Source organism: Streptomyces sp. CB02959 (assembly GCF_002803155.1).
Taxonomy (GTDB): Bacteria; Actinomycetota; Actinomycetes; order Streptomycetales; family Streptomycetaceae; genus Streptomyces.
On the sequence record NZ_NNBP01000005.1, the window covers coordinates 85,762 to 97,935 of the forward strand.

The 12,174-nt window shown below is 73.9% G+C and carries 9 protein-coding genes and 2 pseudogenes; 8 read left to right on the forward strand and 3 right to left on the reverse strand.

From position 1 onward, the window contains the following. Positions 1-11: 11 nt before the first annotated feature. Positions 12-1,040: a GntR family transcriptional regulator gene (locus CG747_RS10150; protein WP_100601342.1), complete on the reverse strand. Its 1,029-nt coding sequence runs from the start codon at positions 1,038-1,040 to the stop codon at positions 12-14. Positions 1,041-1,231: 191 nt separating this feature from the next. On the opposite strand from CG747_RS10150, the gene CG747_RS10155 reads away from it, so the two are divergent. Then, positions 1,232-2,836 carry an MFS transporter gene (locus tag CG747_RS10155; protein ID WP_100601343.1) on the forward strand — a complete coding sequence of 535 codons (1,605 nt, stop codon included), beginning with the start codon at positions 1,232-1,234 and terminating at the stop codon, positions 2,834-2,836. A 2-nt stretch (positions 2,837-2,838) separates the two neighbouring features. Here the strand turns inward: CG747_RS10155 and CG747_RS10160 are convergent, their stop codons facing one another. Both CG747_RS10160 and CG747_RS10165 read right to left on the reverse strand, forming a co-directional pair. Next, the gene (locus tag CG747_RS10160) at positions 2,839-3,462 is read right to left on the reverse strand and encodes a disulfide bond formation protein DsbA (protein ID WP_100601344.1); all 624 of its coding nucleotides are present in this window, start codon (positions 3,460-3,462) and stop codon (positions 2,839-2,841) included. Positions 3,463-3,628: 166 nt separating this feature from the next. Next, positions 3,629-4,114, reverse strand: a complete 486-nt coding sequence (locus tag CG747_RS10165) for a MarR family winged helix-turn-helix transcriptional regulator (RefSeq protein ID WP_100601345.1) — start codon at positions 4,112-4,114, stop codon at positions 3,629-3,631. An 88-nt stretch (positions 4,115-4,202) separates the two neighbouring features. Here CG747_RS10165 and CG747_RS10170 point away from each other — a divergent pair, with 88 nt between their 5' ends. The 7 genes and pseudogenes from CG747_RS10170 (at position 4,203) to rbsK (ending at position 12,030) form a co-directional block, all read left to right on the forward strand. After that, the gene (locus CG747_RS10170) at positions 4,203-5,225 is read left to right on the forward strand and encodes an NADP-dependent oxidoreductase (RefSeq protein ID WP_100601346.1); all 1,023 of its coding nucleotides are present in this window, start codon (positions 4,203-4,205) and stop codon (positions 5,223-5,225) included. Positions 5,226-5,250: 25 nt separating this feature from the next. Then, positions 5,251-5,583 (forward strand): annotated as a pseudogene (locus CG747_RS10175) (hypothetical protein); the annotation flags it as partial. 63 nt (positions 5,584-5,646) lie between these two features. Continuing rightward, positions 5,647-6,075 carry an organic hydroperoxide resistance protein gene (locus tag CG747_RS10180; RefSeq protein ID WP_100601347.1) on the forward strand — a complete coding sequence of 143 codons (429 nt, stop codon included), beginning with the start codon at positions 5,647-5,649 and terminating at the stop codon, positions 6,073-6,075. Positions 6,076-6,325: 250 nt separating this feature from the next. After that, positions 6,326-7,327, forward strand: a complete 1,002-nt coding sequence (locus CG747_RS10185) for a LacI family DNA-binding transcriptional regulator (protein ID WP_100601348.1) — start codon at positions 6,326-6,328, stop codon at positions 7,325-7,327. Between the two features lie 141 nt (positions 7,328-7,468). Beyond that, positions 7,469-9,106: a sugar ABC transporter ATP-binding protein gene (locus CG747_RS10190; RefSeq protein WP_100601349.1), complete on the forward strand. Its 1,638-nt coding sequence runs from the start codon at positions 7,469-7,471 to the stop codon at positions 9,104-9,106. Further along, positions 9,096-11,017: pseudogene (locus tag CG747_RS49225) on the forward strand (substrate-binding domain-containing protein). Before CG747_RS10190 ends, CG747_RS49225 begins: the two are co-directional and overlap by 11 nt. A gap of 92 nt (positions 11,018-11,109) precedes the next feature. Continuing rightward, a complete protein-coding gene (gene rbsK / locus CG747_RS10205) occupies positions 11,110-12,030 on the forward strand; it encodes a ribokinase (RefSeq protein ID WP_100601352.1) in 921 nt (306 codons plus the stop codon). Positions 12,031-12,174: the final 144 nt, after the last annotated feature.

Below are 12,174 nucleotides of genomic sequence, written 5' to 3' on the forward strand. Positions count from 1 at the left end.
GCACGCCGCTCCTACGGGATCCGTTCCCCCGGCCCCTGGGTGCCCCGCTCCCCCTGAACCCCGCCTTCCCCCGCGCGCCCCTCCAGCAGCAACCCCATCCCGTCCAGCAGCCGCGCCAGCCCGAACGCGAAGAGCGTGTCCAGGCTCACCGCGTCACCCTCGGTCCCGTCCACCCCCGCGTACATGGGATACCCGCCGGACTCCAGGATGTGCTCGTAGGCCGGTTCCATGGCCGCCATCCACTGGTCCCGGTCCATCCCGGTGTGCTGCTCGGCCTCCAGGTCGTCCTCGAAGCCGGCGGCGGTGGCGCGCACGTAGTTCAGCAGCGTCACGGCCATGTGCAGCAGCGTCAACGGGTCCATCCCCGCGACCTGCGCCATGGTCCACTCGATGAGCGCCATCGCCCGCGGCATCGGCTGCGGCCGGGTGATCGACAGGTACTGGGCGAGCCAGGGGTGCCGCCGGTAGAGCGCCCACTGGAGGCGCGCGCCCGCCTCCATCCGGGCCCGCCAGCCGGCCGGCGCCGGATCCGGCAGCCGCACCTCGGCGAACGCGGCGTCCGCCATCAGCAGCACCAGCTCGTTCTTGCCGGCGACATGGCGGTAGAGCGCCATCGAGGAGACCCCGAACTCGGCCGCCACCCGCCGCATCGACAGTGCCCGCAGCCCCTCCGCGTCGGCGACCGCGATCCCGGCCCGGACGATCCGCTCGCGGCTCAGCGCGCCGTCGGCCTCCCGCGCCCGCCGCTCCGGCTGCGCGCCCTCGGGCGGGCCCCCCACCTTGTGTGACGGAGCGTCAGAATCCGGTGCACCACTGCCCCGTTCGGCGACCACCGTCCCCACTCCCGGTACGACCCGGACCACGCCCTCCTGGCGCAGCGCGGTGAGGACCTTGGTGGCGGTCGCCATCGCCACGCCCCACTCCTGGGTGATCCGCCGGGTCGACGGCACCCGGTCGCCCGGGGCCAGCTCGCCGGACTCGACGCGCGCCCGGATGGCGTCCGCGATCCGGCGGTAGGGCGGTGGTGCGGACTGCTTCACGCGACGACCTCCGTACTAGTGCACTAGGGGGATCCTGCTGGGTTCTCCCAGGGATTTCCGTGGCGTTGAGCGTAGCAGCGCCGCCGTTGCCGGCCCCTTCGTCGCCGTAGTGCACTAGTGTGACGAACCCCCAATCCCCTTGTCCCGCAAGACGTTTGTGCCGTAAACCCCGCGTGCTTACGCTGTCCGCCATGAGGTTTACCCCGTATACCGCTCCGGCGCCGGGCACGCCGACCCCGACCGCGGGCCGTCGCGAGTGGACCGCCCTGGCCGTCCTCCTCCTTCCCTGCCTGCTCGTCTCGATGGACGTCTCGGTGCTCTACTTCGCCGTGCCGTTCCTGACGGCCCAACTGGAGCCCAGCTCCGTCCAGCAGCTGTGGATCCTCGACATCTACGGCTTCGTCCTCGCCGGCCTGCTGATCACCATGGGTGCGCTCGGCGACCGCATCGGCCGCCGCCGGCTGCTGCTCGGCGGCGCGGTCCTCTTCGGCCTCGCCTCCTGCCTCGCCGCGTACGCGCAGACCCCCGGCATGCTCATCGCCGCCCGGGCCCTGCTCGGCGTCGGCGGCGCCACGCTGATGCCCTCCACCCTCGCCCTGATCCGCAACCTCTTCACCGACGGACGGCAGCGCGGCAAGGCCATCGCCATCTGGTCGGCGGCGACGGCCGGCGGGATCGCGGTCGGCCCGGTGCTCAGCGGGGCGCTGCTGGAACACTTCTGGTGGGGCTCGGTCTTCCTGATCAACGCCCCCGCGATGGCGCTGCTGCTGATCTGCGGCCCGCTGCTGCTCCCGGAGTTCAGGAACCCGGCGGTCGGCCGCTTCGACCTCCCGGGCGCCGCGCTCTCCCTGGCGGCGATGCTGCCCGCGGTCTACGGCATCAAGGAGATCGCCCGGAACGGCGTGGCGGCGCTGCCGGTCGCCGCCCTGGTCGTCGGAGCGCTGGCGGCCGCCGCGTTCGTCGGGCGGCAGCGCACCGCCCGCCACCCCATGCTCGACCTGGAACTCTTCCGGCACCGCGGGTTCAGCGGCTCGGTCCTGATGAACCTGCTGGCGATGTTCGCGGTCGTCGGCTGCGCGGTGTTCTTCACCCAGTACCTCCAGACCGTACGGGGCATGAGCCCGCTGCGGGCCGCACTGTGGAACATGGTGCCGACCCTCGCGATCGGCGGGATGGCGCCGCTGTCCGCCGCGCTCGCCCGGCGCCTGGACCGGGCCGTCGTCATCGCCGCCGGCTTCGCCCTCGCGGCCGTCGGCTTCCTCTCGCTGTCCTGGCTGGAACCGTCCTCGCCGCTGTGGTTCCCCCTGGTCGGCTCCGCGATCTACGCCTCCGGCCTGGTGGCGGTGATGTCGCTCGGCAACGAACTGGCGGTCGGCGCCGCACCCCCGGAGCGGGCGGGCTCCGCCTCGGCGGTCCTGGAGTCGGGCACCGAACTGGGCGGCGCGCTGGGCATGGCCGCCCTCGGCACCATCGGGAGCGCCGTCTACCGCCACGACATCCAGGGCGCGCTGCCCGCGGAGCTCCCGGCACGGGTGGCCGACGCGGCCCACGAGACCCTGGCCGGCGCCGTCGCGGCCGCCGCCCGGCTCCCGGGCCGGGCCGGCCACGCCCTGCTGGCGGCCGCCCGGGACGCCTTCGTCCACGGACTGCACGCCGCGACCCTGTGCGCCGCGGGCGTGATGGCCGCGGCGGCGGTCCTGGCGGTGGTGCTGCTGCGCGGCCTGCGGACGACGGCGGAGGCGGGGGAGGAGACGGGCGGCGACCACCAGGCCGCCGCACCCGCCGCCGTCAACTGAGGTCAGCTGAAGTCGAATTCCCCGGTGCGGGTCCGCTTCAGCTCGAAGAACCGGTCGTAGCCGGCGAGCAGCCGGGCGCCGTCGAAGACGCGGACCGCGTCCTCGCCCCGGGGGATCGCCATCAGGACCGGGCCGAAGAACGCCACCCCGTCGATGTGGAGGGTGGGCGTGCCGACGTCCTCGCCGACCGGGTCCATGCCCTCGTGGTGGCTCTTGCGCAGCGCGTCGTCGTAGGTGTCCTGCTCGGCGGCGCGGGCGAGTTCGGTGGGCAGCCCGACCTCGGCGAGCGCCTCCTCGATGACGGCCGCGGTGTCCTCCCGGCCCTCCTTGTGGATCCGGGTGCCGAGCGCGGTGTACAGGTCGCGCAGCACCTCCTCGCCGTGCTCCTGGGCGGCCGCGATGCACACGCGGACCGGGCCCCAGCCGGCGTCCAGCAGGTCGCGGTACTTCTCGGGGAGGTCCTCGCGGCCTTCGTTGAGCACGGACAGGCTCATCACCCGGAACCGCAGGTCGATGTCCCGGAGGCGCTCCACCTCCAGGATCCAGCGGGAGGAGATCCAGGCGAACGGGCAGATGGGGTCGAAGTAGAAGTCGACGGTGTGGCGGGTGGTGCTCTGGTGCGTCATGCGATCCAGGTTAAGGCGCCACCGGCCCGGTCGGACGGGACACTCCACCTCGGCGATCCTGGGCCAATTCCGGCGGCATCGGCCCGCGGCCCGGCGCCGACGCATCCGCCCGGACCTACCCTGCCCGCCCGACTGTCTGCCCGCCCTGCCCCTCCGCCGGGCCCCGTCACTCCCCGCCGCCGCCGCGCTCCCCGGCCTGCCCGGCCCGGTCGGTCGTCTCCGGGGTGCCGTCCGGCCCCAGCATCCGCTGGAGCAGCTGCCTGAGGAGGGTGCGCTCGGGGGTCGTCAGCCGGCCGAGCGGCTCGCGGGCGAAGTCCAGCGAGGTGCGCAGTCGTTCGGCCGTCGCCTGGCCCTCGGCGGTCGGGACGGCGATCTTGACCCGGCGGTCGGCCGGATCGGGGCGCCGCTCCACCAGGCCGCGGGACTCCAGGCGGTCCACGATGCCGGTGACGTTCGACGGCTCGCACTTCAGGCACTGGGCGAGCTTGCGCATCGGCAGCGGCTCCATCGCCAGCAGCCGCAGCAGCCGGGCCTGGGCGCCCGTGAGGGAGTGCTCGGCCGCGGCGCGCTCGTACTCCTCGTGGAAGCGGGCGACGACGGTGCCGATGAGATCGACCACCTCGACGGTCAGCGGGTCTGGGCGCGCAGTCATACACGCCAGGATACCCAATTGCTTGACAAGCTGAAATATTCAGGCGCATTATTGTTTCAGTACCTGAAGCATTTGGAGGATGACGCTCATGTCCGCACCGCTGCCGACGACCAGTCGCGAATGGCACCTCGTCGCCCGCCCGCAGGGCTGGCCCACCCCCGACGACTTCGCGCTCCGTGAGGCCGCGCTGCCCGAGCTCGCCGACGGCCAGCTCCTCGTCAGAAACCTCCACTTCTCCGTCGACCCGTACATGCGCGGCCGGATGAACGACGTGAAGTCCTACGTCCCGCCCTTCCAGCTGGACCAGCCGATGGACGGCGGCGCGGTCGGCGAGGTGCTCGCCTCGCGCGCCGAGGGCGTCGCCGTCGGCGACCACGTCCTGCACGGCCTCGGCTGGCGCGAGTACGCCGTCGTGGGCGCCGACCGCGCCGCGAAGGTGGACGCCTCGCTCGCCCCGCTCACCGCCTACCTCGGCGTCCTCGGCATGCCGGGCCTGACCGCGTACGCGGGCCTGCTGGCGGTCGCCGACTTCAAGGAGGGCGACGCCGTCTTCGTCTCCGGCGCGGCCGGTGCGGTGGGCAGCGAGGTCGGCCAGATCGCCCGCCTCAAGGGCGCCTCCCGGGTCATCGGCTCCGCCGGCTCGGACGAGAAGGTCCGCCTGCTCACCGAGGAGTACGGCTTCGACGCCGCCTTCAACTACAAGAACGGCGACGTCGCCGAGCAGCTCAAGGCCGCCGCCCCCGACGGCATCGACGTCTACTTCGACAACGTCGGCGGCGACCACCTCGAAGCCGCCATCAGCACGCTCAACGTCCATGGCCGGGTGGCCATTTGCGGCATGATCTCGATGTACAACGCCACCGAGCCGAGCAGCGCCCCGCGCAACATGCCCCTGGTGATCGGCAAGCGCCTCCGGCTGGAGGGCCTGCTGGTGAGCGACCACCAGGCACTGCAGCCGCAGTTCGTCGAGGAGGTCTCCGCCTGGATCCGCTCCGGCGAGCTGAAGTACTCCGAGACCAAGGTCGCCGGCATCGAGAACGGCGTCGAGGCGTTCCTCGGTCTGCTCCGCGGCGCCAACACCGGGAAGATGATCGTGAGCCTGGCCGACTGAGGCCCGGACCGCGGGCCGGGCGCGCGGCGCCGCCGACACCGTCCGCGTGCTCCTGGCGTCGGGTGCCCCGCCCGGCGCCGAGAGCGGCGGGCTCGGCCGGGAGGGCACCCCGCTGTGCGCCGCCGCCTGCTGGGGCCATGCGGCAGCCGTGCGCGAACCGCTCGCGCACGGCGCCGACCCGCGGCTCCGTGAGGACCACGGCACGGGCCTGGTGCCGCTCGACCGGGCGCCGGCCGGCCCGCACCCGGAATCGGCCGCCCCGCTCCGGGTGGTCGGCGCACGCCCCCGGCGGCGCGGTGGGCGCCGGGGCCTCCGCACTGTGAGACTCGCCTCCCGCCGCCGCGCCTTCGCCCGTTAGGCTCAGCGGCAAGCCGTCGCGATGCGTGGGCGCGAGTCGCGGCGAACCACAGGAGGATTCGGTATGTCCATCCAGACCGTCGATGTCGTCTACACCGCCGTCGCCACCGCCGAGAACGGCCGCGACGGCCGCGTCGCCAGCGACGACGGCAAGCTCGACGTCGTCGTCAACCCGCCCAAGGAGCAGGGCGGCAGCGGCGCCGGCACCAACCCGGAGCAGCTCTTCGCGGCCGGTTACAGCGCCTGCTTCCAGGGCGCGCTCAGCGTCGTCGGCCGCCGGGAGAGCGCCGACGTCTCCGGCTCCCGGGTGACCGCCAAGGTCGGCATCGGCAAGACCCCGGAGGGCGCCTTCGGCCTCGCCGTCGAGATCGTCGCCTCGATCCCCAACGTCGACGCGGCCACCGCCAAGGACCTGGTGGAGAAGGCGCACCAGGTGTGCCCCTACTCCAGCGCCACCCGCGGCAACATCGAGGTCACGCTGACCGTCGCCTGAGGCGGTTCGGCAGCCGACGCGGCCTGACGGGCCGCACGCGGCACCGGCAGAACGAGGGCCGCACCCCCGCTGTGGGGTGCGGCCCTCCGCCGTTCCCACACCCCGGATCGCCGCCCCACCCCTCGCCCGGTATGGCGCAGGTCACATGCGGGTGGCCTTGACGCGCCGGCCATGTAATCGATTTCGTAGCCCTCACGCGAGACGCGTAATCGATTACACGACGGCAGGGCGACAGGACGGCGACGGAGCCATGGCGAACATCAAAGACGTGGCGGAGCGGGCGGGAGTCTCCGTCGCCACCGTCTCCCGGGTCCTCAACGGCAACAGCCCGGTCGCCGAGACCCGCGACCGGGTGCTCGCCGCCGTACGGGAACTGGGCTACCGCCCCAACAACGTCGCCCGCGCCCTGCGCACCGCCCGCACCGGCGCACTCGGCCTGGTGATCAGCGACCTCACCAACCCGTTCTTCACCGAACTGGCCGACGCCGTCGAGGACGCCGCCCGCGGCCTCGGCTACAGCCTCGTCATCGGCAACGCCGGCGAACGCCCCACCCAGCAGGACGACTACATCCGCACCCTGCTCGACCGCCGGATCGACGGGCTGCTGGTCAGCTCGGCCGGCACCGGCTCGGCGATGCTCCGCGAGGTCGTCGCCTCCGGGACCCCGCTCGTCCTGCTGGACCGCGCCGTTCCCGGCATCGACGCGCCCTGCGTCCGCGCCGACGGCCGGGCCGCGCTCACCGACCTCGCCGCGCACCTCGCCGCGCTCGGCCGCCGCCGCCCCGCGATCATCGTCGCCCCGGCCGGCACCCCCACCGGCGACGAGCGCCTGGAACTCTTCCGCGCCGCACTGGCCGGGCACGGCATCGCGCTCCCCGACGAGCGGGTCGGCGCCACCCCCGACCTCCAGCCCACCGGCGGCCGCCGGGCGATGCGCGACTTCCTGGACCTGCCCGAGCCGCCGGACGCGGTGCTGGCCACCGACAACCTCATGGCGCTCGGCGCGATGGACGAGCTCCGCGCCCGCGGCCTGCGGGTCCCCGACGACATGGCGCTGGTGGTCTACGACGACGTGCCGTGGTTCGCGCACACCGACCCGCCGCTGACCGCCATCGCCCAGCCCACCCGCGACCTCGGCCGGGCCGCCGTGCGCACCCTGCTGGAGCGCATCGAGGGCCGCCCCGCCGCGTCGGTGCTGCTGCCCGCCCGCCTGGTGCCGCGTCGCTCCTGCGGCGAAGCGCCGACCCACTGACCCCACCCGCCCGCCGGCGCCGGAAACGGTTCCGCCCGACCCGTCCACCCCGTCAGGACCCACTGCCGCAAGACCGCCCGGGCACACCGCCCGGAGACCATCCGCCAGCCGAGGAAGACACCGAGGAGAGAGGGGCAGCGCATGACCGGCGTCAACGACGACGTACCGGGCGGCCGCGAACTGCTGCGCGTCGAGGGGGTGACCAAGGAGTTCCCCGGAGTCCGCGCGCTGGACGGCGTCGACCTGAGCCTGCGCGCCGGCGAGGTGCACGTCCTGCTCGGCGAGAACGGCGCCGGCAAGAGCACCCTGATCAAGATGCTCTCCGGCGCCCACCGCCCGGACGGCGGCCGCATCCTCGTCGAGGGCGGCGGGGCGGGCGCGTCCGACGGGCTCCGCGAGGTGCAGATCCGCTCCGCGCAGGACGCCGAACGGCTCGGCATCGCCACCATCTACCAGGAGTTCAATCTCGTCCCCGGGCTGACCGTCGCCGAGAACATCTTCCTGGGCCGCCAGCCGCGCACCGCGCTCGGCCTGATCGACAAGAAGACCATGCGCGCCCGCGCCGCCGAGCTGCTGCGCCGGGTGCGTCTCGACGTCTCCCCGAACACCCCGGTCGCCGAACTCGGCATCGCCCGGCTCCAGATGGTGGAGATCGCCAAGGCGCTCAGCCTGGACGCCCGCGTCCTGATCATGGACGAGCCGACCGCGGTGCTCACCTCCGAGGAGGTGCAGACGCTCTTCGGCATCGTCCGCGAACTGCGTGAAGCCGGCGTCGGCATCATCTTCATCACCCACCACCTCGACGAGATCGGCGCCCTCGGCGACCGCGTCACCGTCCTGCGCGACGGCCGTTCGGTCGACCAGGTGCCCGCCACCACCGGCGAGGAGGAACTCATCCGGCTGATGGTCGGCCGGGACATCGCCGAGCAGTACCCCCGCCGCCGCCCCGACGAGCCCGGCGCGCCCCTGCTGCGCGTACGCGGCCTGACCCGGCACGGCGCCAAGCGCACCGGCGGCGCCCCGGCCCGGCCGGTCTTCGAGGGCATCGACTTCGAGGTCCGGGCCGGCGAGGTGGTGGGGCTGGCCGGGCTGGTCGGCGCCGGCCGCACCGAGGTCGCCCGGGCGGTCTTCGGCGTGGACCGCTACGACGCCGGCACCGTCGAGGTGGCCGGCGCGCGGCTGGTCCGCGGTGACGTCCGGGCCGCGATGCGGGCCGGGCTGGGACTGGTGCCCGAGGACCGCAAGGGCCAGGGCCTGGTCCTGGACGCCTCGCTCCAGGACAACCTGACGCTGGCCCGGCTCGACCGGGACACCCGCGGCGGACTGGTCGACCGACGCGGCCAGCGGCGCGAAGCGGCCGCCGTGGCCGGGCAGTTGAAGGTCCGGATGAGCGGCCTGGGGCAGCCCGCCCGCACCCTCTCCGGCGGCAACCAGCAGAAGATCGTCATCGGCAAGTGGCTGCTGGCGAAGACCCGGCTGCTGATCCTGGACGAGCCGACCCGCGGTATCGACGTCGGCGCCAAGGTCGAGATCTACCAGCTCGTCAACGAGCTGACGGCGGCCGGCTGCGGGGTGCTGATGATCTCCAGCGACCTGCCCGAGGTGCTCGGCATGAGCGACCGGGTGCTGGTGATGGCACAGGGCCGGCTGACCGGGGAACTCCCCGCCGCCGACGCCACCCAGGACGCCGTGATGGAACTGGCGCTCCAGTCCCCGCACGGCACCGGGGACGGCACGCACACGAACGAGAGCGCGATGGAGGGCTCCGATGTCCGCTGACGTGAAGACAGCAGCCGCCCCGCAGGCGGCGGGTGGGGAACCGGCCCCGGACGGCTTCGGGCCGTGGTTCTCCCGGGCCGTCCTGCGCAACGGCCCGCTCGGCGGCCTGATCGCCCTGGTCGTGGTGATGGCGGTGCTGTCCCGGGACTTCCTCAACGGGCAGAACCTCCTCAACGTCGGCGTGCAGGCGTCGGTCACCGCGATCCTGGCCTTCGGCGTCACCTTCGTGATCGTCTCGGCCGGCATCGACCTGTCGGTCGGCTCGGTCGCCGCCCTGTCCGCCACCGTCGTCGCCTGGGCCGCCACCAACGAGGGACTGCCGGTCTGGCTCGCGGTGCTGCTCGGCCTCGCGGTCGGCGCGGCCGCCGGACTGCTCTCCGGCGCCCTGGTCGCCTACGGCCGACTGCCCGCCTTCATCGCCACCCTGGCGATGCTGTCGGTCGGCCGCGGCCTGGCCCTGGTCGTCTCCGGCGGCACGCCGATCCCCTTCCCCGGTGCGGTCGACGCGCTCGGCGACACCCTCGGCGGCTGGCTGCCGGTACCCGTCCTCGTCATGGTCGCGATGGGGCTGGTCGCCGCGTTGATCCTGGCCCGTACGTACTCCGGCCGCGCGATGTTCGCGATCGGCGGCAACGAGGAGGCCGCCCGGCTCTCCGGCATCGACGTCAAGCGCCGCAAGCTCGTGATCTACGCGCTGTCCGGGGTGTTCGCCGCCGTCGCCGGCATCGTGCTGGCGGCCCGGCTCACCTCCGCCCAGCCGCAGGCCGCGAGCGGTTACGAACTCGACGCCATCGCCGCCGTCGTGATCGGCGGGGCCAGCCTCTCCGGCGGCTCCGGAAAGGCGTCCGGCACCCTGATCGGCGCGCTGATCCTCGCCGTGCTGCGCAACGGCCTCAACCTGCTGAGCGTCTCGGCCTTCTGGCAGCAGGTCGCCACCGGACTGGTGATCGCGCTCGCCGTCCTCCTGGACACCCTGCGGCGCAGGAGCGCGCGATGAGGCGGCGCACGGCACTGCTCGGCGCGGCCCTCGCGGTCGGCGCCCTCGCCCTGGCCGGCTGCGACCGCGGCGGCAACACCGACCTCGGCCTGGCCCTGTCCACGATGAACAACCCGTTCTTCGTCGGGATCAAGAAAGGCGCGCAGGCCGAGGCGGACGCCCGCGGACTGCACATCAACATCACCGACGCGCAGAACGACCCCATGCAGCAGATCAACCAGATGGAGACCTTCACCAGCCAGCAGGTGAAGGCGGCCATCATCAACCCGGTGGACTCCGACGCCGCCGTCCCGGCCGTCGGTGTCGCCAACCGGGCCGAGGTGCCGGTGATCTCCATCGACCGCGGCGTCAACGGCGGGCAGGTCGGCTCGACCATCGCCTCCGACAACGTCGCCGGCGGCCGGCTCGCCGCCAAGACCCTCGCCGAGGCGCTCGGCGGCAAGGGCAAGGTGGCCTTCCTCGAAGGCCAGCCCGGCACCTCCGCCGCCCGCGAACGAGGCCAGGGCTTCGAGGAGGGCATCAAGCGGTACCCCGGTATCGAGGTGGTCGCCCGGCAGCCCGCCGACTTCGACCGCACCAAGGGCATGGACGTGATGTCCAATATGCTCCAGGCGCACCGCGACATCGGCGGGGTGTTCGCCGCCAACGACGAGATGGCACTCGGCGCCTCCAAGGCGCTGGGCGCCCGCTCCGGCAAGGACGTGAAGGTGGTGGCGTTCGACGGGACCCCGGACGGGGTCGGCGCCGTCCGCGCCGGCACTCTGACCGCCACCGTCGCCCAGCAGCCCGAACTCCTCGGCAGACAGGCCGTGGACTGGGCGCTGAAAGCGGCCCGCGGGGAGAAGCTGCCGCGGATGGTCAAGGTGCCGGTGGTACTGGTGACGGCGGCCAACGCCGCCGCGTTCGGCGGCTGACGGTGCCGCCGGGCGGCGGCACGCAGGAAGAAACGGGAAAGCGGCGTATGGACACGAGAGAACGACGCCCGGACAGAGAAGAGGAACGGCGCATGTACGACGTCCTGGTGGTCGGCTCGGCCAACGCGGACCTGACCGTACGGGTGGCCCGGCGGCCCGGCGCGGGGGAGACCGTGCTCGGCACGGACCTGATGGAGTCGGCCGGCGGCAAGGGCGCCAACCAGGCGGCCGCGGCGGCCCGGATCGGCGGGCGCACCGCCCTGCTGGCCCGGGTCGGCGGCGACGCCTACGGTGAACTGCTGCTGGCCGCCCAGCGCGCGGCGGGCACCGACGTGGCCCCCGTCATCGTGGACGAGGACGCCCGCACCGGCACCGCGATGATCATCGTCAGCCCGGACGGCGACAACAGCATCGTCGTCTCGCCGGGCGCCAACGCCGCCCTCACCCCGGCCGACGTGGCCGCCGCCAAGGACGTCATCGCGGCCTCCGCGGTGGTCTCCCTCCAGCTGGAGATCCCGATGGAGACCGTGCGGGCGGCCGTCGCGGCCGCCGAGGAGGCCGGTACCCGAGTCGTCCTCAACCCCTCCCCGGCCCCCGAGGACCTCGACTGCGAACTCCTGGCCGCGGCCGACCCGCTGGTGGTCAACGAGCACGAGGCCCGGCAGCTGTCCGGACACACCGACGGCACCGCCGCCGAGTGGGCGGCCGCACTGCACGAGCGGGGCGCCCGCTCGGTCGTGGTGACCCTCGGCGGCGACGGCGCGCTGGTGCTGGACGACGCCGGGACGACCACCGTCCCCGGCGTGCGGGTCGAGGCCGTGGACACCACCGGCGCCGGCGACGCCTTCACCGGCGCCCTGGCCACCCGACTGGCCGGCGGCGCCACCCTCCCGGAGGCGGCGCGCTTCGCGGTACGCGTCGGCGCCGCGGCCGTCACCAAGCCGGGCGCCCAGCCCTCGTACCCCACGACCGAGGAACTGGCCCAGCTGCCGGAGCAGCCGGGGCAGTCCTAGGCACAGCGCGGGCCCGCGTCGCCGCAGCCGCCGCGGCGCTGAGCCGGCGGCGGTTGCGGCCGGGCTGCGACCTCCGGCCGAGGCTGCCGGGCCGGAGGAGCCGCCCGATGCGGCGGACCGGGGGAGCGCTCGGGGGCGGGCGGG

What these genes read in the sequence shown, in the direction of transcription:
- CG747_RS10155 (WP_100601343.1), top strand. Translation starts at nt 1,232, where the DNA reads ATGAGGTTTACCCCGTATACCGCTCCGGCGCCGGGCACGCCGACCCCG.
- CG747_RS10160 (WP_100601344.1), bottom strand. Translation starts at nt 3,462, where the DNA reads ATGACGCACCAGAGCACCACCCGCCACACCGTCGACTTCTACTTCGAC.
- CG747_RS10165 (WP_100601345.1), bottom strand. Translation starts at nt 4,114, where the DNA reads ATGACTGCGCGCCCAGACCCGCTGACCGTCGAGGTGGTCGATCTCATC.
- CG747_RS10170 (WP_100601346.1), top strand. Translation starts at nt 4,203, where the DNA reads ATGTCCGCACCGCTGCCGACGACCAGTCGCGAATGGCACCTCGTCGCC.
- CG747_RS10180 (WP_100601347.1), top strand. Translation starts at nt 5,647, where the DNA reads ATGTCCATCCAGACCGTCGATGTCGTCTACACCGCCGTCGCCACCGCC.
- CG747_RS10185 (WP_100601348.1), top strand. Translation starts at nt 6,326, where the DNA reads ATGGCGAACATCAAAGACGTGGCGGAGCGGGCGGGAGTCTCCGTCGCC.
- CG747_RS10190 (WP_100601349.1), top strand. Translation starts at nt 7,469, where the DNA reads ATGACCGGCGTCAACGACGACGTACCGGGCGGCCGCGAACTGCTGCGC.
- rbsK (WP_100601352.1), top strand. Translation starts at nt 11,110, where the DNA reads ATGTACGACGTCCTGGTGGTCGGCTCGGCCAACGCGGACCTGACCGTA.